This window comes from Candidatus Thioglobus autotrophicus (genome assembly GCF_001293165.1).
GTDB lineage: Bacteria > Pseudomonadota > Gammaproteobacteria > PS1 > Pseudothioglobaceae > Thioglobus_A > Thioglobus_A autotrophicus.
Map to the genome: position 1 here is coordinate 1337261 of NZ_CP010552.1, position 23151 is coordinate 1360411.

At 38.8% G+C, this 23151-nt stretch carries 26 protein-coding genes, 1 tRNA gene and 1 riboswitch; of the genes, 18 read left to right on the forward strand and 9 right to left on the reverse strand.

Translation table 11 applies throughout. From position 1 onward, the window contains the following. The first annotated feature begins 5 nt into the window (after positions 1-5). Together msrA and SP60_RS07255 are read left to right on the forward strand one after the other, a co-directional pair. On the forward strand, positions 6-1265 hold the full coding sequence (gene msrA / locus SP60_RS07250) for a peptide-methionine (S)-S-oxide reductase MsrA (protein WP_053951989.1): 1260 nt from the start codon (positions 6-8) through the stop codon (positions 1263-1265). 104 nt (positions 1266-1369) lie between these two features. Beyond that, the gene (locus tag SP60_RS07255) at positions 1370-1702 is read left to right on the forward strand and encodes a hypothetical protein (RefSeq protein WP_053951990.1); all 333 of its coding nucleotides are present in this window, start codon (positions 1370-1372) and stop codon (positions 1700-1702) included. Between the two features lie 67 nt (positions 1703-1769). Here the strand turns inward: SP60_RS07255 and cobO are convergent, their stop codons facing one another. The 3 genes from cobO to SP60_RS07270 all read right to left on the reverse strand — a co-directional run bounded on the left by cobO (position 1770) and on the right by SP60_RS07270 (position 4783). Further along, positions 1770-2363, reverse strand: coding sequence for a cob(I)yrinic acid a,c-diamide adenosyltransferase (gene cobO / locus SP60_RS07260; RefSeq protein ID WP_082319664.1), 594 nt, complete (start codon positions 2361-2363; stop codon positions 1770-1772). A gap of 9 nt (positions 2364-2372) precedes the next feature. Beyond that, the gene (locus SP60_RS07265; RefSeq protein WP_053951991.1) at positions 2373-2954 is read right to left on the reverse strand and encodes a hypothetical protein; all 582 of its coding nucleotides are present in this window, start codon (positions 2952-2954) and stop codon (positions 2373-2375) included. Positions 2955-3040: 86 nt separating this feature from the next. Further along, positions 3041-4783: a TonB-dependent receptor domain-containing protein gene (locus SP60_RS07270; protein WP_053951992.1), complete on the reverse strand. Its 1743-nt coding sequence runs from the start codon at positions 4781-4783 to the stop codon at positions 3041-3043. Between the two features lie 16 nt (positions 4784-4799). Continuing rightward, positions 4800-4925: riboswitch (cobalamin riboswitch) on the reverse strand. Positions 4926-4993: 68 nt separating this feature from the next. Here SP60_RS07270 and serC point away from each other — a divergent pair. From serC to aroA, 5 genes are read left to right on the forward strand one after another with little or no spacing between them, the layout of a single operon-like run. Next, the gene (gene serC, locus SP60_RS07275; RefSeq protein ID WP_053951993.1) at positions 4994-6073 is read left to right on the forward strand and encodes a 3-phosphoserine/phosphohydroxythreonine transaminase; all 1080 of its coding nucleotides are present in this window, start codon (positions 4994-4996) and stop codon (positions 6071-6073) included. Beyond that, the gene (gene pheA, locus SP60_RS07280; protein ID WP_053951994.1) at positions 6066-7145 is read left to right on the forward strand and encodes a prephenate dehydratase; all 1080 of its coding nucleotides are present in this window, start codon (positions 6066-6068) and stop codon (positions 7143-7145) included. Before serC ends, pheA begins: the two co-directional genes overlap by 8 nt. Beyond that, on the forward strand, positions 7142-8206 hold the full coding sequence (gene hisC, locus SP60_RS07285; RefSeq protein WP_053951995.1) for a histidinol-phosphate transaminase: 1065 nt from the start codon (positions 7142-7144) through the stop codon (positions 8204-8206). Before pheA ends, hisC begins: the two co-directional genes overlap by 4 nt. After that, positions 8203-9057 (forward strand): prephenate dehydrogenase, encoded by an 855-nt coding sequence (locus tag SP60_RS07290; RefSeq protein WP_053951996.1) that lies wholly within the window; start codon positions 8203-8205, stop codon positions 9055-9057. The genes hisC and SP60_RS07290 overlap by 4 nt, the downstream gene beginning before the upstream one ends. 20 nt (positions 9058-9077) lie before the next feature. Then, the gene (gene aroA / locus SP60_RS07295) at positions 9078-10379 is read left to right on the forward strand and encodes a 3-phosphoshikimate 1-carboxyvinyltransferase (RefSeq protein ID WP_053951997.1); all 1302 of its coding nucleotides are present in this window, start codon (positions 9078-9080) and stop codon (positions 10377-10379) included. A gap of 71 nt (positions 10380-10450) precedes the next feature. On the opposite strand, the gene SP60_RS07300 is transcribed toward aroA, so the two are convergent. Next, on the reverse strand, positions 10451-10777 hold the full coding sequence (locus SP60_RS07300; RefSeq protein WP_053951998.1) for a TusE/DsrC/DsvC family sulfur relay protein: 327 nt from the start codon (positions 10775-10777) through the stop codon (positions 10451-10453). A gap of 89 nt (positions 10778-10866) precedes the next feature. Between SP60_RS07300 and lepB the strand changes: the two genes are divergently transcribed. Continuing rightward, positions 10867-11751, forward strand: coding sequence for a signal peptidase I (lepB, locus tag SP60_RS07305; protein ID WP_053951999.1), 885 nt, complete (start codon positions 10867-10869; stop codon positions 11749-11751). Positions 11752-11780: 29 nt separating this feature from the next. Here the strand turns inward: lepB and SP60_RS07310 are convergent, their stop codons facing one another. Genes SP60_RS07310 through SP60_RS07320 form a run of 3 tightly spaced genes read right to left on the reverse strand, consistent with a single transcriptional unit; the run spans position 11781 to position 14746 of the window. After that, the gene (locus SP60_RS07310) at positions 11781-12629 is read right to left on the reverse strand and encodes a ParB/RepB/Spo0J family partition protein (protein WP_053952000.1); all 849 of its coding nucleotides are present in this window, start codon (positions 12627-12629) and stop codon (positions 11781-11783) included. 5 nt (positions 12630-12634) lie between these two features. Beyond that, positions 12635-13405, reverse strand: coding sequence for a ParA family protein (locus tag SP60_RS07315; RefSeq protein WP_053952001.1), 771 nt, complete (start codon positions 13403-13405; stop codon positions 12635-12637). 3 nt (positions 13406-13408) lie between these two features. Next, positions 13409-14746, reverse strand: a complete 1338-nt coding sequence (locus tag SP60_RS07320; protein ID WP_053952002.1) for a S41 family peptidase — start codon at positions 14744-14746, stop codon at positions 13409-13411. Positions 14747-14847: 101 nt separating this feature from the next. Here SP60_RS07320 and SP60_RS07325 point away from each other — a divergent pair, with 101 nt between their 5' ends. The 6 genes from SP60_RS07325 (at position 14848) to SP60_RS07350 (ending at position 17924) form a co-directional block, all read left to right on the forward strand. Then, a complete protein-coding gene (locus SP60_RS07325; RefSeq protein WP_053952003.1) occupies positions 14848-15498 on the forward strand; it encodes an ABC transporter substrate-binding protein in 651 nt (216 codons plus the stop codon). 31 nt (positions 15499-15529) lie between these two features. Beyond that, a complete protein-coding gene (locus SP60_RS07330; protein ID WP_053952004.1) occupies positions 15530-15844 on the forward strand; it encodes an ArsR/SmtB family transcription factor in 315 nt (104 codons plus the stop codon). Positions 15845-15880: 36 nt separating this feature from the next. Next, positions 15881-15957 (forward strand) — tRNA-Arg (locus SP60_RS07335). Between the two features lie 12 nt (positions 15958-15969). Further along, entirely contained in the window at positions 15970-16734 is a 765-nt protein-coding gene (gene lgt / locus SP60_RS07340) for a prolipoprotein diacylglyceryl transferase (RefSeq protein ID WP_053952005.1), read from the forward strand. Beyond that, positions 16731-17585, forward strand: a complete 855-nt coding sequence (gene thyA / locus SP60_RS07345) for a thymidylate synthase (protein ID WP_053952006.1) — start codon at positions 16731-16733, stop codon at positions 17583-17585. Before lgt ends, thyA begins: the two co-directional genes overlap by 4 nt. Positions 17586-17594: 9 nt before the next feature. Next, entirely contained in the window at positions 17595-17924 is a 330-nt protein-coding gene (locus tag SP60_RS07350) for a zinc ribbon domain-containing protein YjdM (protein ID WP_053952007.1), read from the forward strand. A gap of 240 nt (positions 17925-18164) precedes the next feature. Here SP60_RS07350 and SP60_RS07355 read toward each other — a convergent pair whose 3' ends face one another. Both SP60_RS07355 and cas6 read right to left on the reverse strand, forming a co-directional pair. Then, complete coding sequence (locus SP60_RS07355) at positions 18165-19196, reverse strand: thioredoxin fold domain-containing protein (RefSeq protein ID WP_053952008.1); 1032 nt, start codon at positions 19194-19196, stop codon at positions 18165-18167. Between the two features lie 69 nt (positions 19197-19265). Continuing rightward, on the reverse strand, positions 19266-19934 hold the full coding sequence (cas6, locus tag SP60_RS07360; protein WP_053952009.1) for a type I-MYXAN CRISPR-associated protein Cas6/Cmx6: 669 nt from the start codon (positions 19932-19934) through the stop codon (positions 19266-19268). Positions 19935-19971: 37 nt separating this feature from the next. Here cas6 and rnc point away from each other — a divergent pair, with 37 nt between their 5' ends. Genes rnc through recO form a run of 4 tightly spaced genes read left to right on the forward strand, consistent with a single transcriptional unit; the run spans position 19972 to position 23146 of the window. After that, positions 19972-20640 carry a ribonuclease III gene (gene rnc, locus SP60_RS07365; protein ID WP_053952010.1) on the forward strand — a complete coding sequence of 223 codons (669 nt, stop codon included), beginning with the start codon at positions 19972-19974 and terminating at the stop codon, positions 20638-20640. Further along, entirely contained in the window at positions 20640-21524 is an 885-nt protein-coding gene (gene era / locus SP60_RS07370; RefSeq protein WP_053952011.1) for a GTPase Era, read from the forward strand. The genes rnc and era overlap by 1 nt, the downstream gene beginning before the upstream one ends. 9 nt (positions 21525-21533) lie before the next feature. Continuing rightward, complete coding sequence (locus tag SP60_RS07375; RefSeq protein ID WP_053952012.1) at positions 21534-22460, forward strand: metal-dependent hydrolase; 927 nt, start codon at positions 21534-21536, stop codon at positions 22458-22460. Next, positions 22457-23146, forward strand: coding sequence for a DNA repair protein RecO (recO, locus tag SP60_RS07380; RefSeq protein WP_053952013.1), 690 nt, complete (start codon positions 22457-22459; stop codon positions 23144-23146). Before SP60_RS07375 ends, recO begins: the two co-directional genes overlap by 4 nt. Positions 23147-23151: the final 5 nt, after the last annotated feature.

Below are 23151 nucleotides of genomic sequence, written 5' to 3' on the forward strand. Positions count from 1 at the left end.
AATTTATGTTACTAGAAATCGTATTTGCAGCCGGTTGTTTTTGGGGTGTAGAAAAAAACTTTGAAAAAATTGAGGGCGTGGTTGAAGCTACCTCTGGCTATGCTGGTGGTAGCTATGCCAATCCTAGTTATGACGATGTACTCAAAAATCGAAATCTTCAAAGCTCGGGTTTTGTTAGTTTTTTAGAAAATATTGGACTCACTGATAAAAGTGCGCTTGAGATCGACAAAGAATTGGTTAATCATACTGAAGTAGTAAAGGTAACTTACAACCCAGCCAAAGTCTCCACCAAAACTCTGATAAAGAATTTTTGGGAAATTCATGATCCAACCCAAGTAGATGGACAAGGTGGTGATATTGGTAATAATTATCGCTCAGCACTTTATTGGACCACAAAAGACCAAGAGGCAGTTGCACTAAGTACCGGGCAAAAATTCCAGCAACTGTTAACAGCTAAAGGCTATGGCAAGATTGTTACTGAAATTAAACAACTGGATAAATTTTGGCCTGCAGAAGATTATCATCAAAATTATCTAGTTAAAAATCCAAATGGCTATTGCCCTAATCATGCAACTGGTGTGAAATTTGATCAAGCCATGCAAAAGCAGGTAGTGCATGAGACGGTGAAACCACTTGGCGGGTTGGAGATTTTAGTGATCGAAGCAGAAGACAAAGGTTCGTGCTTATATTGTCTGCAATTTGAAAAAGAAGTTACGTCAAAATACAAAGGCAGTATTCCCCTTAGAAGTGCCCCGATGACTGCACTGCAAGGGTTTGATTTAAAAACACCAACTTGGGCAACGCCAACTATTTTCTTTATTAAAGAGGGTAAAGAAGTTTGGGCTCAGCAAGGCTATATGTCACCGAGTGAATTTTACAAAGCATTGGGTGAGTTTAAACTTGGAAAATCATCAGAAGCTTTTGATGTCGCTTTTAACAAAGGCACAGATGGCAGGTTTTGCAAGCAATACGATATTTTTAAAAATACACCTGATGGTGTATTTATTGATAAATTATCTGGCAGAGCTTTATTTGATACCCGTGATCGTTTTAATTCAAAATCTGGCTGGCTATCTTTTACCAAGCCGGTAGCGGGCGAAGTGTATGAAAAAGCCGATAACAGCTTTGGCATGACGCGCACAGAGATACGCTCTGTTAGTTCAGATATTCACCTAGGCCATGTATTTAGCGACGGCCCTAATGGCAAGCCAAGATATTGCATTAATGCGACCGTATTAGAATTTGTACCTAGAAAGGATAACTAGTTTTAAATATCAATACCTCTGTCTTCATCTTTGGTTGATGATTAGCGTATAAGGGTGTTATAATTTTTATACTATTAAGTTTTATAACCAAATAAGGATGAACAATGAATAAATTTATTATGGCCATGGTGCTAACAGTGGTTTCTGTAACTGCTCAGGCAAACTTTGAGTCAGCATGGGAGAAAAGTGTTGGCTGGACTATTGAGAATACTAAAACAATTGATAGTTTTGAGCACGAAGACGGAAGATTAGAGTCCGCTTTTCAAGGGTGTGAAGTTGGAAGAGAGATTAATTTTAGTGATGATACTTATGTTACTTGTACTACTCAGGGATATCATTATGCCTATGCCCCAACTGCAATATTACTTAGCAAGAATGGCTCTTATGGAAAGGTTTGGAGAATGATTGTTGATGGAAAGATGTACGGAATAAAATAAATTTCAGTTAATCGTTATCTGAAACAATAAAAGCCTAAGAGTTTATATTCTTAGGCTTTTTTTTGCATTAAAGGTCAACGCCTTTTTGGGCTTTAATATTAGCTCTAAAAGCGTGCTTGATATCTTTCACTTCACTGACTGTATCGGCAATCTCTATTAATCCTTCTGAAGCGGCGCGTCCGGTGATTACCACGTGCTGATTTTTTGGGCGTTTATTTAGTGCATTAAGGATCATTTGCTCATCTAAGTACTTGTAGCTAATCATATAGGTGAGCTCGTCAAGCACAACCAAATCAATAGATTTATCTTCTAAGTAGCTTTGAGCTTTTTGCCAAGTTTCAAGCGCCATAGTGGTATCGTATTCTTTATCTTGCGTATCCCAAGTAAAGCCAGTTTTCATAAACACAGTTTGAATATTGGGCTGTTGAGCTAGAAAAGCATCTTCACCAGTATCTTGCACGCCTTTTAAAAACTTAGCAACTCCTACTTTCATATCGTAGCCGAGTGCTCGACAAATCATCCCTAAAGCCGAAGAAGACTTACCTTTGCCGTTGCCAGTAAGGAGTACGATAATACCTTTGTCAATATTAGCCTGCTCTATGCGAGAGTCAATATGCGTTTTTTTGCGCTGCATTCTGGTTTTGTATTGGTCATCTGACACCGGTGGTTTTTAGCTTTTTTTAGCTGAAAAGTACGGGATAAATGCGTAGCGCTGGTTCAGCGTAAAGACGATTGATATAGCAGCCATCCAGAAAAGTACCGGGATAATTTCAGCCACTGACCACTGAGCAATATAGGCAGGGAAATTGCTCCAACCAGTTTTTGCATAAGTCGCAGTAAAGAAGTAATAGCTTGAAGTGGCCACTAACCATTGGGTGCTCGTTGCCGCAATAACAATCAATGCATTTTTGACTATACTGGTATCAATATTTAAACTACTCATGTATTTACCCACCCAGAAAATTCCGTAGTAAGTAAGGGGTAGTACGCTATAAGCAGGGGTGATGCAGTTTGCACTAATACCTTCATGTACAATGGCGTAGTTATCAATCGCTACAGCGCTGATAATAATCACAAAAGCCGCCCAAAATTTTCGCAAATACACGCCAGCGATAAACAAGGCTGGAATAGTAAAATCAGGTAAATGCACCAAACTATTTAGCCAATTTGCATGTCCGCGTGTCGCGATCATTAAAAGTACCATGATAAATACAGCGAAAATGGCTTTAGTTTTGTTGATTTGATTTGTCATTTAAAATCCTGTTTGTTCAATGTTAATGGTTTTATTATAGTCAATGTTATTCTTAGCAGTCTTAATAAGACAAGGTGGCAAGATGTTTAAAACTTATGAGCAATACCAAGAGTGACAGTTCTGCCCAAAGTGTTGTAGCCTTTGGCCATTTCATATTGTTTATCTAAGGCATTATTCAAGCTTACTGAAATACTGATTTGTTTATTGTAGTCATAATCGGTAAATAAATTAAGTAGCCCATAGCCACCCAACTTATCATTATTGGTATGTGCATCTTTATCCCAAGCCCAAGACTTTCCTGTTAGATTAATTCGGTGACTATATTGTCCTTGTGTTTTTGTAGCTGTGATACTGCCAGTATGATTTGGCCTTCTACCTTTTTGTAAATTGGTGGATTCGCTGACAGCAGTGTTATAGTCGTAATTTGTCTTGAGATCCCAGCCTAATACATTAGCCTTTGCATCCAGCTCAATACCTTTGATATTAACCGTACCTTCATTGGTATACCCTGTTGCACTCCATTTAAAAGCATCCGTTACTTTACTTTTATAAAATTTTGCTAACACAGACCAAGTATGATAATTTTTGCTAATGCCAAGCTCAATATTTTTTGAATGCTCTGGATTTAATTCTGTTTTACCATGCTCAATGTTTAGATTGTTTTGGTAGTGATCAGGTAGATTGGTCGCCTTGCCAAAAGACGCAGCGATTCTTGCATTATTATCTATATTTTTAGCCCAATTGATATTATAAGTGTTGTGCTTGCTAAATTTATCATGGTCAACTACTCTAGCACCAAGTGATAATTCATTGTGGTTAACAACACCTTGCCATTGTGAAAATAAATCAGTGTGTTTGATTTGCTTGGCATTATCAACATCTTTATCGGTAGTTTGTGAAGCGCCTAATGATAGCTTGGCATTATTTAGTGTATATTCGTTAACAATGGATAATGTTTCTAATTTGTATTGAGCTTCACGACGCTGTGTTTTTTGCCTCATGATGTCAAATTTGGTATTAAGCATCTTGTTAAACTGATGATTAACTTCAATATTAAATTGGGTTAAGTTGTTGTCTGGTTTTGGTGCGCTCCATGAGTCATCGTATTCGATATCGGCTTTGGTATTTAAAATATTCAGCTTAGCAGTGGTTGCATCAGAAAGAGTTCCGCCAATATTTAGGCTGCCTGAGGTTCTGTCTATAGGGTCTAAGTCGCCGTTACTGGTTGCGTCAATACCATCTGTATGATACTTGCTAAGTGTATAGTGAGCATAATTCCCGTTGTTGTTAGCACTAGAGCTTACTGATATTTTTTGAGTATTGTGAGTGCCGTAAGAGAACCTGGCTTCGCTCTGTACGCCTGGCTCAGACTCTTTATTGGTAAAAACATGAATCACGCCACCAATAGCACCAGGGCCGTAGAGTGATGAAAAAGGCCCTTTAATGATTTCGATGCGTTCAATTTGCTCTAGTGGTACTACATCAAAATTGGGCTGAGTTGCACTGATAGAGACAACACTACCATCAACCAATAATAAAGTGTGATTTGCTTCATTGCCTCGAATGCGAAGTGCTGTTAGATTTCCCTGCCCACCTTCAAAGGTGATGCCACCAATGGTTGCCAATAGTTCAGTAAATGTATGAGAGCCTGTTTTTAAAATATCAGCTTTATTTAGTTGAATGGTTGAAGCAATAGAGCCGATAACTGGAGATTCGGTTCGATATTCCGTATTTAGGTAAATAGGAATAGGGCCTAACACTGCGTTGGTTGTGGTGGTAAATGTGAGTGCTGATATTGCAGCGACTAACGAGAGTTGCTTGAGTTTCATGATGATTATCCTTCGTAAAATTTAAATGACTAAATTATGTGTCGGACTGATTTCTGATTAGAAAAATACCGTTGCGAGGACAGCGTAGGATTTTCACCTACTTCCATAATTAAGCTGGTAAATTATAATCAGTTTTTTAAGCTGGGTTTCAAGTAAAAAATTGATTAATATTAACGTAAAATAAATTGAAACTTTTTAGGGAAATCATCAATGAGCGAAATATACAATTTTAGCGCCGGTCCAGCTATGCTGCCAAAGCCAGTATTGCGCCAAATGCAAGAAGAACTTGTAGAGTACGGCAATGCTAAAGCTTCGGTGATGGAAATTTCTCATCGTGGTGTTGATTTTACGGCTTTGGCGCAAAAAGCTGAGCAAGACTTGCGCGAGCTGATGAATATTCCTAATAACTATAAAGTGTTGTTTTTACAAGGCGGTGCATCGGCTCAATTTTCCATGGTGCCGATTAATTTGTTGCGTGGGAAGACTAAGGCGAACTATGCCAATACAGGCCACTGGTCAGTTAAAGCAATTGCTGAGGCTAGGCGCTATGCAGAGGTTAATATTTGTACAGATAGTACGGCTAATAATTTTACCGATATTGAAGATTTTTCTGATTGGCAGATTGATGAACAAGCGGCATATTTGCATTACACGCCGAATGAAACCATTGCAGGCCTAGAGTTTGATTATGTGCCAGAAGTCGATATGCCACTTGTGGCTGATATGTCGTCAGCTATTTTGTCACGCGAAATTGATGTATCAAAATTTGGTGTAATTTATGCTGGCGCGCAAAAAAATATTGGCATTTCAGGCTTGACAATTGTTATTGTGCGTGAGGATTTAATTGGTGATGTGGTTGCTAAGCAGCCAGTATTGTTTGATTACGCAACACAAGCTAACAATGATTCTATGTACAACACCCCTGCAACTTATCCTTGGTATGTAGCGGGGCGCGTATTTGAATGGCTAAAGGATCAAGGTGGAATAGGTGCTATAGAGGCGATTAACAAGCGTAAGGCGCAAAAGCTTTATCAAGCAATTGACGCATCTGGTTTTTATTCAAACCCGGTTAATCCGAAGTATCGCTCATGGATGAATGTACCCTTTATTTTGGCAGATGACAGTCTTAATCAACTATTCTTAGAAAAGTCTTATAATGCTAACTTATTAACCTTAAAAGGGCATAAGTCTGTGGGCGGTATGCGTGCTAGTATTTACAATGCCATGCCTGAGAGTGGCGTGGATACATTAATTGAATTTATGACAGATTTTGAGAAGCAATATGGGTAAAAAAACACTGGCAGAATTAAGAGTAGAGATTGATGCACTAGATAAAAAAGTGCAATCACTTATTGGCGAGCGTGCACAGCTAGCTTCGGATGTGGCAGAAGTTAAAAAAGCAGCAGATGATAATAGCGTGTTTTATCGCCCCGAACGTGAAGCTCAAGTATTGCGTTCTATTATCGAGCGTAACGATAATCTGCTTAAAGACAAGGATATGGCGCACATTTTTCGTGAAATTATGTCAGCCTGCTTAGCATTGGAACAGCCACTAAATATTGCTTATTTAGGCCCTGAAGGTACCTTCACCCAAGAAGCAGCTTTGAAGCATTTTGGCCATGCGGTTTCTACGCTTGATTGTGGCAGTATTGATGAGATCTTCCATCAGGTGGAAAAGGGTAATGCGCATTACGGTGTTGTGCCTATCGAAAACTCATCTAATGGTGTGATTGGTGGTACAGTTGATATGCTTTATTCGCAAGATCTTAAGATTTGTGGCGAGGTAGAGATTTCAATTCAGCATCAACTTATGAGTGCTGATCAATCTGTTGAGATTAAAACCATCTATGCGCATCAGCAAGCACTTGATCAGTGTCAACGCTGGCTAGCAAATCATTACCCCAATGCGCAATTAAAAGCGGTTGCTTCCAATGCATTGGCTGCTCGACTGGTTAAAGACGAAGTCGGTGCTGCCGCAATTGCATCAGAAGCTGCACTAGGCCTGTATGATCTAGAGCGAGTGGCTAAAAATATTGAAGACAAAACCGGCAATACCACTAGATTTTTAATACTTGGCAAGGAATCTATCGAGCCTTCGGGTGATGATAAAACCTCTATTTTGGTGGTTACTAAGCATGAGTCGGGTGCATTATTTGATTTGTTAGAGCCATTTAAAGAGCAAGGAATTAACATGATGCAGCTAGCGCGGCACCCTATTCCTGGGGTGAAGTGGGAATATTTGTTCTTGATTGATATCGAAGGCCATCAAGAAGATGATAAGGTAAAAGTTGCTTTGGCAGAAATTGAAAAAAGAGTGCTTAAGGTTGACGTTTTAGGCTCTTACCCTGTTGCTGTATTGTGAGTGTTTGTGATACTGTCAAGGGCTTAAGCCCTTATCAAGGCGGTAAGCCAATTAGTGAATTGCAGCGTGAATTTGGGCTTAAGTGTGTGGTTAAACTCGCCAGTAATGAAAATCCATTAGGCATCGGTCAAAAGACTCTTGAGGCTATGCAACAAGCGGTGAGTGAAGTGGATCGTTATCCAGATGGTAATGGTTTTGAGCTTAAACAAGCAATCAGTAAGTATCTCGATGTCACAACCGATATGATTACGCTAGGTAATGGTTCTAATGATATTTTGGAATTAATTGCTAAAGCGCATGTGTGTGCCAAGGATGATGAGGTGATTTTTTCGCAGTATGCTTTTGTGGTCTATCCATTAGCAACTCAAGCTTTAGGCGCGACAGCGGTTGTCACTCAGGCGAAAAACTTTGGTCATGATTTAGAAGCTATGTTGCTCGCTATTACAGACCGTACTAAGCTGATTTTTATTGCTAATCCTAATAATCCAACCGGCACTTTGCTGACTGATGAAGCACTACATGGTTTTTTATCGCGCGTGCCAAATTCTATTGCGGTGGTGTTGGATCAGGCCTATGTTGAATATTTAGATACAGCAGGTGTTGCTATTGGCTGGCTTAAAGAGTTTGATAATTTAATCATCACCCGAACTTTTTCTAAAGCTTATGGTTTGGCGGGTTTACGAGTTGGTTACTCTATATCAAGTGGCAAAATTGCCGATTATTTAAATCGTATTCGCCAGCCTTTTAACGTCAATCATGTCGCGCAAGTAGCGGCCGTTGCCGCTTTGGATGATCAATCTCATTTAGTGCGCTCTGTGATCGCCAACAGGAATGGACTTAAACAGCTTCAAGAGGGGTTTGATAAGTTAGGCTTATCTTACATTCCTTCGTCAGCCAACTTTATCGCGGTTCAGGTTAAAGATGCGCCAAAACTTTATCAGCAATTATTAGAACTCGGGTTTATTGTGCGCCCCGTTGAGATGAAAAATTATTTAAGAGTGTCGGTCGGCACATCTCGAGAAATTTCAGATTTTTTAGAGGCACTTAAATCGTTATTATGATGAATAAAATTTGTATTATTGGTGTTGGGCTTATCGGTGGATCGTTTGCTGCAGGTTTAAAAAAAGTCAACAAAGTTAAAACTATTGTAGGCTTTGGTCGAGATGAAGCTAACCTTGCTAAAGCAAAATCCTTAGGGGTTATTGATGAATACACACTCGATATTTCCCAGGCACTTAAGGGTGCTGATTTAGTATTGATCGCTACTCCAGTTAATAGTTTTAAAGCCATACTAGAAATGATCAAACCGCATATCACTGAGCGAATGATTATCTCGGATGTGGGTAGTACCAAGGGCAGTGTTATTCAAATTGCCAAGCAAGTATTTGGCCATATGCCGGAGCATTTTATTCCTGCTCATCCGATTGCCGGTAAAGAAAAAAGTGGGGTTGGTGCAGCTGATGCGAACCTGTTTAACCATAAGCGTGTCATTATTACACCAGAGAAAAATGCCGATACTCAGTCTGTTGTCGCTGTGAGCGATTTGTGGGAGAGTGTGGGCGCAAAAATAGAGATTATGAATGAAACTAAGCACGATGATTTGTTAGCCATGACATCACACTTGCCACATATGCTGGCTTTTTCACTGATGGATTATTTAATCTCTAGCAATCCACAAGCGTGTAAATACGCAGCAGGTGGCTTTAAAGATTTTTCTCGTATCGCTTCATCTGATTCCATTATGTGGCGCGATATTTGCATTAATAACCCCGATCAAATTATCAAGCATATTGAGGGTTATCAGCAAAGTTTAGATAAAATCGCCAATTTAATTAAAACCCAACAATCAGAAGCGTTGGAGCAAGTATTTCATGAGGCAAAGTCTGCTAGAGATAGCTGGTTAAAGGATTAAAGGATCCATAAAATAAAATTATGAGTAAGTTTATTGCAAGTCCTGCCAATAGTTTGTCAGGCAATTTAAAAGTTCCTGGAGACAAGTCTATCTCTCATCGCTCCATTATGTTGGGCTCTTTAAGTAATGGCATAACCAAGGTCTCGGGTTTTTTAGAAGGTGAAGATGCACTCTCAACCCTGAAAGCCTTTCAAGCTATGGGGGTCAAAATTGAGCGTGAGGGCGATAACGTTACCATTCATGGTGTTGGTATCAATGGCTTAAAAAAGCCAGAAAAAGCACTTGATTTAGGCAACTCAGGCACCTCTATACGTTTAATGTCAGGCATTCTTGCCGCTCAAGCATTTGATTGTGAATTGGTGGGTGATGAGTCATTATCAAAACGCCCAATGGGGCGAGTGATTAACCCTTTAAAAGAAATGGGTGCGGTAATTGAAAGCAATGACGGCAAGCCACCTCTAAAAATTACCGGCGGGCAAAATCTCAAAGGCATTCAGTATGATTTGCCAGTAGCATCGGCACAGGTAAAGTCATGTGTGTTATTGGCAGGTTTGTACGCTAATGGCGATACTTGTGTGACTGAGCCAGCACCAACACGCGACCACACTGAGCGCATGCTTAAAGGCTTAGGTTATGAGGTGCGTGTAAATGATAATAAAATGTGCTTAACGGGCGGTGGCGAATTAACCGCCACGCAAATTCAAGTGCCGAGTGATATATCATCAAGTGCTTTTTTCATGGTGGCAGCAGCAATTTCGCCAAAAGCAGACATTACTTTGCTAGGGGTAAATATCAACCCAACTCGAACCGGCGTTATCGATATTTTAAAGCTCATGGGCGCAAATCTTACTCTGGCAAATGAGCGAGAAATTGGTGGTGAACTATTAGCTGATATTCGTATTCAATCATCCAAGCTAAAAGGAATTCAAATTCCAGAATCGTTAGTGCCCCTTGCGATTGATGAATTCCCAGCTGTGTTTATTGCCGCTAGTTGTGCAACTGGAGAAACCATTTTAACTGGTGCAAAAGAGCTAAGAGTTAAAGAATCAGATCGCATTCAAGTCATGGCTGATGGGCTAAGTATTCTAGGTATTGAAAACCAAGTGCTTGAAGATGGTATTAAAATCCAAGGTGGTTCGTTTAAAAAGCCAACAGGTATTATTGAGTCACACCACGATCATCGTATTTCTATGTCATTCGCCGTGGCTTCTTTAAGATGTAACTACCCGATTGAAATTAATGGCGTAGATAATGTAATGACTTCATTTCCAAATTTTGTTAATTTGTCTAATACTGCAGGCATGGCTATTACTGAGATTTGAAGTTTGACAAAAAATTCAATAAAAAAGGCGCTCAATGAGCGCCTTTTTTATTGGGTTAAAAAGCTGTGTGCTTAGTAACCACCTTTACGTCTAGTCTCTGGAAGACCGGCAACCTTACCTGCTTGTTTAGCAGGACCTTTAGGAAATAGGCTGTATAGCTCTTTAGTACCTAATTTACCGTCCCAATCAGCTTTTAAGCCTTTAACCATGTTGCGCTCATTAGGCTGATTAGCATTATTATTAATGTACTCATCACGCAGAAAGTTAATCAACTTAAAACTGTCAGCTGTTAATTCAATACCTTCTTCTGCTGCAATTTCTTGAGCAATATCTTCATTCCATTCGTTAAGGTTAACTAAGTAACCGTGAGCGTCTCTTTCTAAATCTGCTAATGCCATTGTATTTCCTCCAATGTGAAAAACTATAAAAAGAAGTTATTATATAATAACAACGTTTTGCTTTACCTTTTTTTTGTACGGATATTATTATGACACTTGAAAATGCTTCACCTTTCTTTGCCTGGGATGTTTCATCGTATTTAGCTTTATTTTTAATCAGTGCTTTTTTGATTGTGAGCTTGGATCATTTGCTTTTTAACAAAGGCGAGAAGTTGTCCCATCCAACACCTGATAAAACAGGATTTACTAAATTTGTATATTTTGTGATGTTCTTGCGCTTTAATAAGAGCGAAAAATATAGCGATCGCCCCAAGGTGGTGCAATGGTCAGCTGAGTTCTTTCCTGTGTTGTTGCTAGTTTTTGTGCTGCGTGGCTTTATTGTAGAGCCTTTTAGAATTCCGTCTAATTCAATGATGCCAACCTTGTTAACAGGTGATTTTATTTTGGTTTCTAAGTTTGATTATGGCGTGAGTATTCCGGTTTTAAATCAGAAGCTGATTGAGTTTAAAAAACCTGAAAGAGGCGATGTGGTTGTTTTTAGATATCCTAATTATGAAAAAAATGCCAAATATCAAGGTGCTGACTTCATTAAAAGAATTGTCGGTATTCCGGGCGATACAGTGGTTTATCATGCAGATCGCTTATTGGTGAATGGCGAAAAAATTAACTATGAAAATTTTGAAGATTATCACGGCGTTGAGTCGGGCATAGAGATGACAGGCTTTAAGCATCAGCGAGAATTATTGGGTAATAATCCTCATGATATTTTGCTAGATCCGAATCAAACCTCTCGGGGAGTTAAGGCAGTTGTTCCAGCAGGGCATTATTTTGTTATGGGTGATAATCGCTCACGTAGTAGTGACTCTCGTTTTTGGGGATTTGTGCCGGAAAAATACATCATTGGTAAAGCCTTCGGTATTTGGATGCACTATGATGACTCACTCAAATTAGATCGAGTTGGGAGTTTTGATTAGTCGTTCAGACGAGCCTAGTTAAACAAAAACTAATTAATATGTTTTAAGATGTTGCTAAGCTCGTCTTCTGATTTGTAATGGATGATGATCTTGCCTTTATCACCCGTTGCTTTAATCTCTGTTTTGGAGTTGAATGTTTTTGATAGGGTGCTCATGAGCTCAGAGATATGAGGCTCAATCGAGGCAGTAGCTTTTGTTTTTGGCGTTAAAACTCGCTTCACCAGCTCTTCTGTTTGACGCACAGATAAAGACTTTGCAATGACTTGGTTAGCTACCATAAGCTGATTTTCTTCTGTTAAGGGTAGCAGGGCACGTGCATGACCCATTTCAATTTTCCTCTGACCAAGTAATTGTTTTGAAGCTTCACCAAGTTGTAATAGGCGAATAAGATTACTCACGCTAGAACGTGAGCGACCCACCACATTTGAAATTTCTTCATGAGTCATTTTAAAATCTTCGATTAGCTGCTGTAAAGCTTTAGCCTCTTCTAATGGAGTTAGTGATTCGCGCTGGATGTTTTCAATCAGGCCAATGGCGAGCGCTACTTGGTCATCAATTTCGCGCACAATAACAGGAACTTCGCTTAGCCCTGCAATTTGAGCCGCATGCCAACGACGCTCACCAGCGATGATTTCGTACTTATCGTAAGTAACCTTTCTAACAACCAGTGGCTGAATAACGCCTTGGGAGGTAATAGACGCCGCTAGCTCGTTAAGTGTTTCTGTATCTATGTCGTCTCGAGGTTGAAACTTGCCGCGCTGTAGGCTGCCAACATTTAGCATCTTCAGGTTATTTTCACCATTAGCATTTTCGCTATTAGTGCCAACCTGTCCTAATAAAATATCCAATCCACGACCGAGTTTTGATGTTTTTGCCATAATAGTTAGTTTATTGATGTTTTCCTGAGCACTTCACTGGCTAAGGAGATATAGGAAATTGCACCCTTGGATGATCTTGCATAGCTGATTGCATCTTGACCAAAACTCGGCGCTTCTGCTAATTTTACATTTCTAGGTACAATGGTTTTAAAGACTTTATGTGAGAAATATTGTTGTAATTGTAAGGATACTTCGTTAGAAAGGTTGTTGCGTGTGTCATACATTGTTCGCACTAATCCAGTAATCTCAAGCTCTGGATTGGTGGTGGCTTTGATTTTTTCAATGGTTTGCATAAGCGCACTCAAACCCTCTAATGCATAATATTCGCACTGCATAGGGATAATAATCCCATCAGAGGCAGTGAAAGCGTTAATGGTGAGCATGTTAAGAGAGGGCGGACAGTCGATAATAATATAATCATATTGGCTGGCTATTGAGTTAATGGCATTTTTAAGCTTAAACTCAGAGTTGTCCCCACGTAATAATGCGATTTCTGCTGCGATTAAATCAGTATTTGAGCCTAGTACATCAATACCTGATTCATCCACATGAACAATGGCTTTATTGATGCTACATTCATCAAGTAGCAACTCGCAAATAGAATTATCAAGCGTGTGCTTGTCAACCCCACAGCCCATGGTGGCATTACCTTGCGGGTCGATATCAATGAGTAAAACACGTTTTTTAATCGCTTTTAAAGCAGCACTTAAATTAACGGCTGTGGTGGTTTTTCCCACCCCTCCTTTTTGATTTGCGATTGCCAGTGTTGTTGCCATTAACTATCGACCTAACACCGTTAGTGCCTTGAGAAGATTACTTGCCTCGTGTACAAAGTAGTCTTTTTTAAGTTTTTCAATGGCTTTTTTATCAAGCGTTGCTTGGTTATCTTCCTGTAATTTGATAATTTCCGCTTCTGACATGTTGCTTGGATCTTCTTGTTCTAGATGGCCATTGAGATCGTTTTCTTTGATATCAATGATCGACTCTTCTTTCTCATTTTCAAGACTGATATTTTTTAGCTTAATATCTGGCTCAATTCCTTTGGCTTGAATTGAGCGGCCATTAGGTGTGTAGTAGCGCGCAGTAGTTACTTTAAGTCCATAACCTTTGTCTAGCTCAATAATAGTTTGTACCGAGCCCTTACCAAATGAAGTGTTACCCATAATAATGGCGCGCTTATGGTCTTGCAGGGCGCCGGCAACAATTTCTGAGGCCGAGGCCGAGCCTTCGTTAATTAAAACAACAATAGGTGAGCCAAGCATGATATCACCACGCTCGGTTTTAAACTTTAAGTTGGAGCTTGGAATTCTGCCTTTTGTGTACACTACCAACCCTGCCTCATCAATGAATAAGTTAGATACATCGACCGCACCATCTAACACACCACCTGGATTGTTACGCAAATCTAAAATTAAAGACTCAAGGTAGCCATCGTTTTGCTCAACTAGTTCAGCAATTGTTTCTTTGAGTAGTGCGGCTGTTGGACCTTGAAAGCTTGAGATGCGCACATAACCAATATTTTTTTCTAGTAGGTAGCCCTTAACACTTACAATGGTGATAATTTCACGCGTAATATCCACGACAAAAGGCTTTTGATTAGCTCTCAGGATGGTAATCTGTACATCTGTACCTGGCTCGCCACGCATCAAGTCCACACCATCTTCTAAGGTCATTCCGCGAACAGGCTTGTCACCGATTTTTACAATTAAGTCGCCTGCTTGAATGCCAGCTTTGTAAGCGGGTGTATCGTCAATTGGAGAGATGACTTGAATGCCATCGTCTTTTTTGCTGATGACAATACCTAGGCCGCCAAATTTTCCAGAGGCACTTTCCATGAGGCTTTTTTGCTCTTTAGGTTCTAAATAGACTGAGTGAGGGTCTAAGCCACTGACCATGCCTTTAATGGCGTTGTTGAATAACTCTTTATTTTCAACATCTTCAACATATAGCTGTTTGATATCGCTAAAAACTACAGTAAAGGCTTCAAGATCTTTAAAAAAAGCCTCAAGCCTTTGCTCCTCTTCTGCCGTTTTTGCTACACCAGAAGTGGACAATGAAAATAATGCAATAAATAGGGTTGCTAAAAGAGGAGTTTTATAAAAATTAAATAAAGTCATAATATAGTTATTTACTTATACGAAGTTTAAATATAATACGGTAAAGCAAGAGGTATTATTTTAGATTTTACTTGGTTTTGTTTTTATTAAATGGAGAAAAAATGAGAAGATTGAACGTGATGTTATTAGCCCTATTATTGTCTTTATCAACCTTAAGCTTTGCGCAAGAAGCCTTAGAAGATACTCAGGATGCAACAGATATTCAATCGCCAAGCACTGCTGAAGTGCCAGTTTCAGAATCTCAAAAGCCAGAAGGTCCTGTTAAAACCATTCAAACTGCCATTGTTAAACTTAATCAATTAACCACGGTAGCTGCCTATTCACCACAACTTGTAAACACTTTAATTAAAACCGAAGTGGCGCCTTTATTTGATTTTGAGCATATTGCCAGTGAGATTTTACTAGTGAGTAATTTAAATTTAGGCGCTGATGAGCAGGCTTACTTTGCTAATAAAATTAAGAAAAACATCATTACTTCATTATTATCAAGACTTACACAAACGCGCTCTACTTCTTTCCAGTTTATTTCGGCGCGACCAATGATTGGCGCCTCAATTGCTGTTAAGCTAAAGGTTAATGGTTATTATTCATACGGCATGTTCTTGGATATTGTTTTCCATCAAACGGCCAATCAAGACTGGAAAATCTCAGATGTGGTACTTAACAATGACAGCCTGATTAATTATTATCAAAAAATGGTGTTAATTAAATTAAGAAGATATGGCGTATACGGTATGCTAGGTCGACTTTAGTTCGCCATCTACAGAAACACGAGAATAAATTATGAGTGATATGACATTATTAGAAAAAGAAGAAGATATTGAAAAGGCAACAAGAGCCTTAAAAGCGATGGCACATCCATTACGCCTGAAGATTTTATGCGCCCTTAAAAATGACGAACTGCCTGTTTTAGAAATTGTAAAACAAGTAGGTTCTTCACAATCAAATATTTCTCAACATATTGACATTCTTAGAACTAAAGACATTGTTGAATCAAGACGTGATGGCAATAAGATTTTATGTAAGGTAAAAGACGCCAAAATCTTAAAATTAGTAGCCAACATGCAAGCTGTATTTTGTACAGCTGATGATATCTAACTCAAGCAGGTTATTTCCTTACTTCTGCACAAATATGTGCTTGTAGCTCAGCTGGATAGAGTGTTGGCCTCCGAAGCCAAATGTCGGGTGTTCGAATCACCTCAAGCACACCATCTTAATCATTTATGATTTATCCAACTATTAATCCCATTGCCCTAGATCTAGGTTTTATCCAAATCTATTGGTATGGATTAATGTATCTCGGCGCTTTTTTAGCGGCTTATTTTTTGGCGAATTATCGCGCTAAGCAATCTGATCATTGGAATCCACAGCAAGTTGAAGACCTGATTTTCTATGGCGCTATTGGTGTCATTGTTGGCGGTCGTTTGGGTTATATGTTGTTTTATAACTTGCCACATTTTTTATCTGACCCACTCTCGATTTTTGCCATTCAAGGTGGCGGCATGTCATTTCATGGCGGATTTTTAGGCGTGTTACTGGCTATGGTGCTGTTTAATCGAAAATACCATAAAAGCTTTTTTACCACCATGGATTTTGTTGCACCCTTGGTGCCGTTAGGTTTGGGCTTTGGTAGAATGGGTAATTTTATCAATGGTGAGCTTTGGGGTAAAGTAACCACCAGTCCTTTAGGTATGTTTATCCAAGAGCAGGGCGTGGCTCGCTATCCATCACAATTGTATGAGGCCTTTTTAGAAGGCCTGGTGTTGTTTATTATTCTTTGGGTGTATAGTCAAAAATCGCGACCTTTGATGTCAGTTTCAGCGCTATTTTTAATTTTCTACGGACTCTTTAGATTTATAATTGAATTTGTTCGAGTGCCTGATGTGCAGTTAGGCTACTTGGCGTTTGATTGGCTTACCATGGGGCAATTATTAAGCCTACCGATGATTGTTTTAGGTGTTTATCTTATTTTTAAAGCAAAAAAATGAAAGCATATATTGATATTGGAAAACAAATTTTAGACGAAGGTGTGTGGCTGGAGAATGCCCGCACTGGGCAAAAAACGCTCACCATTATTGGTGCAACTTTCGAGCATGATTTGTCAGATGGTACCGTGCCCGTAGTCACCACCAAAAAGCTTTTTTGGAAATCTGCCATTGCTGAGATGTTGGGCTATATTCGTGGTTATAGCTCTGCGGCTCAATTTAGAGCGATAGGGTGTAATACCTGGAACGCTAACGCTAATGACAACCAAGCTTGGCTAGATAACCCGCACCGCAAAGGTGAAGACGATATGGGTATGTGCTACGGAGTGATTGGGCGAGCTTTTCCTGGTATCGAAGATGATGAGCCACTTGATCAGTATAAAAAGATTGTGACAGATCTATCAAAAGGTGTGGACGATAGACGTGAGATTATGACTTTTAATCATCCTAATCTTATTCATCGGGCGTGTTTGCCGGCGTGTATGCATACTCATCATTTTAATTTACTCGGTGATGATTTGTATTTAGAGAGTTATCAGCGTAGTAGTGATTACGCCTTAGGTCAGCCGTTTAATCATTTTCAGGTGGCATTCTTGCTACTGATTACTGCACAAATTACCGGCAAAAAAGCTAAAAAAATGCGCCATCATTTATCTAATGTGCATTTGTATGAAAATCAAGTAGAAATTTTTAAAAACCAGCAAGTGGATCGCGAACCATTGGCATTGCCAAGTCTTAAAATTAATCCAGAAATTAAGACACTAGAGGATCTAGAAACTTGGGTTACCATGGATGATTTTGAGTTGCTTGATTATCAACATCATGATCCGGTTAAATATCCATTCACTGTATAAGAGAAAACTATGAGCCTACCTAACTGTCCACAATGCCAATCTGAATATATCTACGAAGACGGCAATCTTTTTATTTGCCCTGAATGTGCACATGAATTTTCAGCGGATGATTTGAATGAACAAGAGGAAGTAGTTAAGGATGCTAATGGCAACATACTGGTAGATGGTGATACGGTAACTGTTATTAAAGATCTAAAAATCAAAGGCACTTCAAACGCAGTAAAAGTTGGCACAAAGGTTAAAAACATCCACCTGTGCGAAGGTGATCATAATATTGATTGCAAAATTCCTGGCTTTGGTGCGATGAAGCTTAAATCAGAATTTGTGAAAAAAGTTTAATCAGTTTAAAAAATTTCACAAATTATTTAAATCGCACTTTGAGTGCGATTTTTTTTGGCCCAATATTCAAAAAAACGACTAATTTTAGGGTGTTTTGTTATGTTTTTAGTGCTTTTTAAGGTTATTTTGCTAGAAAGTGCTTTGCTTTAGGTTGTTTTTCGAAAGGGTGGCAAAAATATTAGAAATTTTACAAACGGCTAATATTTCTTTAAAAAAAGCTACTAAATTAGTATTTTAAGCCTATTTCCAAAGATCTACAGTGATTCCTTGCTCTCTCAAAATGTCTGATTTATGCTCAAGATAACGCTGGAAGTTTGGCTGCGTTTTGTATTCACCTGAGAGTACATAAGTCATAATTCCGTGAGTGTGATAGGCCTTGAAAAAAGCATCTCTGCGAATAATCTCCTCGCCTGTTTTATCAAAAAATACAATGGCTGGTTTGTAAGTAAGGTTCAGCTCATTGTACCAATCTTTAGCGGTGGTGCGCTTACCAGCAGGGGTGATGAGCTTTTCATCAGAGAGTGTATTAAAGCGTACAACTTGCATTTGTTTTAGATGCTTTTGAGTTTCTTCGAGTGGCATGAGTTGTTGATAAAAATCATTACATTCTAGACAATTTGGCTCTTCGAAAAATACCGCTAAGTATTTTTGTGCAGGCAGGGTCTTGTTTCGAGCTAGCATATGTGGGCCTTGCTCGAAAATAGCATGGGCATTTAGTGTGCCTGAGGTGTCTTTTTTAAGGCTATTAAGGTAGCTAGCGTAAGATTGATTAAAATAGGTTTTTTGGGAAATATAATCAAGTGTGGCGTGCATTTTATCAATCGATTGATAGCCATTAAGCCTAAGCAAAATATCACCTTTTGAGTTTAAAAACAAAGTTGTTGGTGTAAATTGGATTTTCATTTTGGCTGAAAATTCTTTTTCAGTGTAATCATTTCCTTGCCAATCAACCAGTTCACGATCCCCCCACATATTGGTTTCAATGACGTCAAAATCTTGTTTTAATTTAGCGACTAAATCATCATCATGAAAATTATCTTGTACGAGTTTGGCACAATAAGGACAGCCGTCTTGGTGAAAATAAATCATCACGTGCTTACCCTCATCTGCTGCCTCTTCCAAGTCTTCAGAAAAATCCATGAAGCTGGCTTTAAACCAATTAGGCAGTTCGTCAACGACTTTACCGCCTAAAAATTCTGCCTTTTTAACGTGCTCTGTGGCTAGTGATGGTTGTAAGATTAGTAGTGAAAATATTAGAATTAAGGTCCGCATAACTCCTCCCCAGAGTTGTGTGATTGATACCTAGAATTGTAGAGTGAAAGTCGTGCTAATGCAAATGATCTAGCTATCGATGGTTTCAATACCTTTTTGAGGAATGAATAGTCCACAACCTAGTAGGCGATGATCGCCCAGGCCTTTTTCTTGCAATAAGACGGATTCGTCTTTTTTAAGGTCGGCCACCATCAGCGATCTGGTGTGAATTGTGCCGTTATCTGTTTGAATGTTGTGCTCAAGGCCGGCCATCATTTTTTTAACTTGAATCCCCATTTCAGACAACTGCTGATAGCATAATTTTAAAAAATCATCTTCACTCAAACTTTGCTCGCAGGCAACTTGTTTGGCAAACAAAACCGGTAGATCACTCAACAGTTTGTTATTGATGAATTTAACGACTTTAATTTCATAATCGCCCAAATCAAGGGTTTTGCCAACCAATGACTGCACGTCTTTTAGACGCTCTTTAGTAATACGCAAGGTGAGTTTGGAGCGTCTTGAAGGATGGTAGAATCCGCCGGTTTTGCTTTGCTCCCAGCCATTGCCATCAGCCACGCCAATATCATGAATACCAGCATTGATATCTGCCAACCAAGGTAGATGTTTAAGCAGGGCTTGTGCCAGCAGAAAGCTATGATCCATCGGTAATATTTTTGACTGGATTTTAAAGCTAGCCTCTTGAATCCTCTCAGAAAGCGTAAAATGCTCTTCATTGGTGTCTTCTTGCCAAAACATACAAAATAATTGTTAAATGAATATTGTGTCATTATAGATGGAAAAATTACAACAAAAACTCAACTATCAATTTAAAGACCTGTCTTTGCTCGAGCTGGCGTTAACGCATCGTAGTGTTGGTAAGAAAAATAATGAACGTCTAGAATTTTTAGGCGATAGTATTTTAGGACTGGTAATTTCACGAGAGCTGTACAAACGCTTTAGTCATGTTGAAGAGGGCAAGCTGTCACGTTTGAGATCGCATTTAGTTCGAGGCCAAACATTGGCTAAATTTGGCTTGGCGTTAAATTTAGCAGATATATTAATTTTGGGCTCAGGCGAGCTAAAAAGTGGTGGCTACCGACGTGAATCAATTCAGGCGGATGCGGTTGAGGCTATCTTTGGCGCTATTTTGCTGGATTCTGATTTAGAGACGATTAATACCGTTATCTTGGTTTTGTTTAAAGAGCTTTTAGACGGAATCGATCCAAACGATTCACTAAAAGATCCCAAAACCCAGCTTCAGGAATATTTGCAAAAGCGTAGTAACGCTTTACCTAAATACGAATTAATTAAAACAGTGGGCAAAGATCATAACGCTGTTTTTACTGTTAACTGTTTTTTAAAGGATCAAAATATGCAAACAAGCCAAGATGCTAAAAGCCTTAAACGTGCTGAACAAGCTTGTGCACAGGTGCTTTTAAAAAAACTCAAGGAGATTAAATAATGGGATTTCAGGCAGGATTTATTGCCGTTGTTGGCAAGCCCAATGTTGGTAAATCAACTTTGGTTAATGAGTTGATTGGACAAAAGTTATCAATTACTTCTCATCGCCCGCAAACAACGCGCCACCGCATTCATGCGATTGATACAACGGACCAATATCAAATGGTCTTTGTCGATACGCCAGGGGTGCATATTGGCAATAAAAAAGCTATTAATGCCTATATGAACCGTGCAGCAAGTTCTAGCATTAAAGATGTGGATATGATCTTATGGCTAGTGGAAGTGGGTAAGTGGACCAAAGAAGATGCACGTGTTCTGGAGCATGTCTCACAAGTGGATGTGCCGGTGATTATGTGTATTAATAAAATTGATAAATTATCCTCTCCTCAAGCAGTTCTACCTTTTTTAGAAAAAATTGCAGAAAAATATCAGCCGACTGATTTATTCCCGCTCTCAGCATTTCAAAAGAAAGATACAACTGCATTGAGAGCTTTAATCTTGAAACATTTACCCGAGCAAGAGATGATTTTTGATGCGGATTATGTCACTGACCGCTCAGAAAAATTTGTCGTTGCAGAGTTTATCCGTGAAAAACTCATGCGTCATTTAGATGATGAGTTGCCATACGATTTAACAGTGGAAATCGAGCAGTATGAGTTAGACGGCAATATGCAGCGCATTGCCGCACGTATTTTTGTTGAGAAAGAATCACAGAAAAACATTGTTATTGGTAATAAGGGTGAAATGCTGAAAACAATTGGCACCGAAGCACGACAAAGTATTGAAGGATTTTTAGAACGTAAAGTCTTTTTAAGGCTTTGGGTTAAGGTGTCCATCGGCTGGTCCGATTCTAAGCGCTCACTGGCTTCATTAGGTTATGACTAATTACTGTTAATGGACTCTATTACTCAATTTAGTCTCGGAGCTGCTATTGGAATAGCTGTTTCACCCAAGAAAACAGCCAAAGTTGCACTTATTTCAGGGCTTGTGGCAACCATTCCAGATCTGGATATTTTTCTTAGTCATGCAGATGATTTAACTAGCACTATTAAGCATAGAGGTTTTTCACATGCTTTGTTTTATTTATCTTTAATTTCCCCGTTAATCGCTGTATTACTATATAAGTGTTTTTCTTTGATTAGCTATTTTCGCTGGTGGCTATTAGTTTTTCTTGTGTTAATAACACATACAATTCTAGATAGTTTGACAATTTACGGCACTTCTTTGTTCCTGCCTTTTAGTGATTTTAAAGTTATGATAGGATCTATTTTTGTGATTGATCCTATTTATACGTTGCCACTAATAATTAGCATCTCTTATCTTTTCATCAAGAAAAAACTGTTATTTGTTCATAATATTTCATTTAATACAATCGCGCTTATTTTTTCACAAGTGTATTTGTTATCTACATTTTTAATCCAGCAAGCAATCGTGCCAAATGGCAAGTCTTTTGCAACTCCTACGCCATTTAACAGTTTGTTGTGGCGAGTTGTTATTATGGAGGATGATTATATTAGACAATATTTTGTTGATATTTTTGGAAACAAAGGTATGGAAATCAAAGTTGAAAATCGTCATTATTTAAAAAATATTAATAGCCAAGTGGTTAATAAGTATGCTGATTTTTCCAGTGATTTTTACAACTTGGCTATTGATAATAATAAACTGATATTGCAAGATCTTAGGATGGGAAATATTAAAAATCCATCTTTTAGTTTTGTTGTGGCTGAATTTAGTAAGGGTAAATGGATGGCTGTAGTGCCTTCTAGAAATGCAATGAATTTTCAGTTGAAAGGTATGTTTGCTAACGAGCAATTATGACAAAAGTTGATCTAATTCCGGCTTTTTTAATCCACCGAAGAGCTTTTAAAGATAGTTCTTTGTTATTAGATTTTTTTACGCTTGAGCACGGCAAAATTAGGCTGGTGGGTCGAGGCTTGCGCAATTCAAAAACACCCATTCAAGTCTTTCAACATTTAAAAATTTCTTATCGTGGCAAGGGAGACTTGAAAAGTCTCAATCATTGGGAGGCGGATGATATTCCTAGGCAACTTAAAGGCGATCATCTGATTTTAGGTATGTATGTGAATGAGTTAATTTCAAGACTTTTGCATGAACAAGATCCGCACTTTGAATTGTTTGAAATTTATAAAAAATTTATTGAAAACTTAGCGACGATCGAGTCTTTGTCGAGTCACTGGCTGTTGCGTTTATTTGAGCATCAGCTGTTAACCGAGCTGGGCTATGGTGTGGATTTTTCCTGTGATATGACGGGGGATGAAATTCAGCTGGATGCAGTCTACGAATATCAGCATCAAGGTGGATTTTTTAGAAGTGTTGCGGGTAAAATATTGGGAAAATCAATCAACCAGTTGTTAGCAGATGATATTAATAACATGCCAGATTTAGAACAGCTCAAGGCCTGTAGAGATCTTAACCGTCAGCGACTAAACCCTTTACTAGGCAACAAACCCTTGCAAAGTCGAGCATTATTTTTTAGCAAATAATCCAT

Bases quoted from the DNA above. Each gene is read 5' to 3' on its own strand.
- lepB (WP_053951999.1), top strand. From the start codon at position 10,867: ATGACACTTGAAAATGCTTCACCTTTCTTTGCCTGGGATGTTTCATCG.
- lgt (WP_053952005.1), top strand. From the start codon at position 15,970: ATGATTTATCCAACTATTAATCCCATTGCCCTAGATCTAGGTTTTATC.
- SP60_RS07350 (WP_053952007.1), top strand. From the start codon at position 17,595: ATGAGCCTACCTAACTGTCCACAATGCCAATCTGAATATATCTACGAA.
- aroA (WP_053951997.1), top strand. From the start codon at position 9,078: ATGAGTAAGTTTATTGCAAGTCCTGCCAATAGTTTGTCAGGCAATTTA.
- SP60_RS07290 (WP_053951996.1), top strand. From the start codon at position 8,203: ATGATGAATAAAATTTGTATTATTGGTGTTGGGCTTATCGGTGGATCG.
- SP60_RS07255 (WP_053951990.1), top strand. From the start codon at position 1,370: ATGAATAAATTTATTATGGCCATGGTGCTAACAGTGGTTTCTGTAACT.
- SP60_RS07325 (WP_053952003.1), top strand. From the start codon at position 14,848: ATGAGAAGATTGAACGTGATGTTATTAGCCCTATTATTGTCTTTATCA.
- era (WP_053952011.1), top strand. From the start codon at position 20,640: ATGGGATTTCAGGCAGGATTTATTGCCGTTGTTGGCAAGCCCAATGTT.
- SP60_RS07310 (WP_053952000.1), bottom strand. From the start codon at position 12,629: ATGGCAAAAACATCAAAACTCGGTCGTGGATTGGATATTTTATTAGGA.
- rnc (WP_053952010.1), top strand. From the start codon at position 19,972: ATGGAAAAATTACAACAAAAACTCAACTATCAATTTAAAGACCTGTCT.
- recO (WP_053952013.1), top strand. From the start codon at position 22,457: ATGACAAAAGTTGATCTAATTCCGGCTTTTTTAATCCACCGAAGAGCT.
- SP60_RS07270 (WP_053951992.1), bottom strand. From the start codon at position 4,783: ATGAAACTCAAGCAACTCTCGTTAGTCGCTGCAATATCAGCACTCACA.
- serC (WP_053951993.1), top strand. From the start codon at position 4,994: ATGAGCGAAATATACAATTTTAGCGCCGGTCCAGCTATGCTGCCAAAG.
- SP60_RS07375 (WP_053952012.1), top strand. From the start codon at position 21,534: ATGGACTCTATTACTCAATTTAGTCTCGGAGCTGCTATTGGAATAGCT.
- SP60_RS07320 (WP_053952002.1), bottom strand. From the start codon at position 14,746: ATGACTTTATTTAATTTTTATAAAACTCCTCTTTTAGCAACCCTATTT.
- cas6 (WP_053952009.1), bottom strand. From the start codon at position 19,934: ATGTTTTGGCAAGAAGACACCAATGAAGAGCATTTTACGCTTTCTGAG.
- SP60_RS07265 (WP_053951991.1), bottom strand. From the start codon at position 2,954: ATGACAAATCAAATCAACAAAACTAAAGCCATTTTCGCTGTATTTATC.
- pheA (WP_053951994.1), top strand. From the start codon at position 6,066: ATGGGTAAAAAAACACTGGCAGAATTAAGAGTAGAGATTGATGCACTA.
- thyA (WP_053952006.1), top strand. From the start codon at position 16,731: ATGAAAGCATATATTGATATTGGAAAACAAATTTTAGACGAAGGTGTG.
- msrA (WP_053951989.1), top strand. From the start codon at position 6: ATGTTACTAGAAATCGTATTTGCAGCCGGTTGTTTTTGGGGTGTAGAA.
- SP60_RS07355 (WP_053952008.1), bottom strand. From the start codon at position 19,196: ATGCGGACCTTAATTCTAATATTTTCACTACTAATCTTACAACCATCA.
- SP60_RS07315 (WP_053952001.1), bottom strand. From the start codon at position 13,405: ATGGCAACAACACTGGCAATCGCAAATCAAAAAGGAGGGGTGGGAAAA.
- SP60_RS07330 (WP_053952004.1), top strand. From the start codon at position 15,530: ATGAGTGATATGACATTATTAGAAAAAGAAGAAGATATTGAAAAGGCA.
- SP60_RS07300 (WP_053951998.1), bottom strand. From the start codon at position 10,777: ATGGCATTAGCAGATTTAGAAAGAGACGCTCACGGTTACTTAGTTAAC.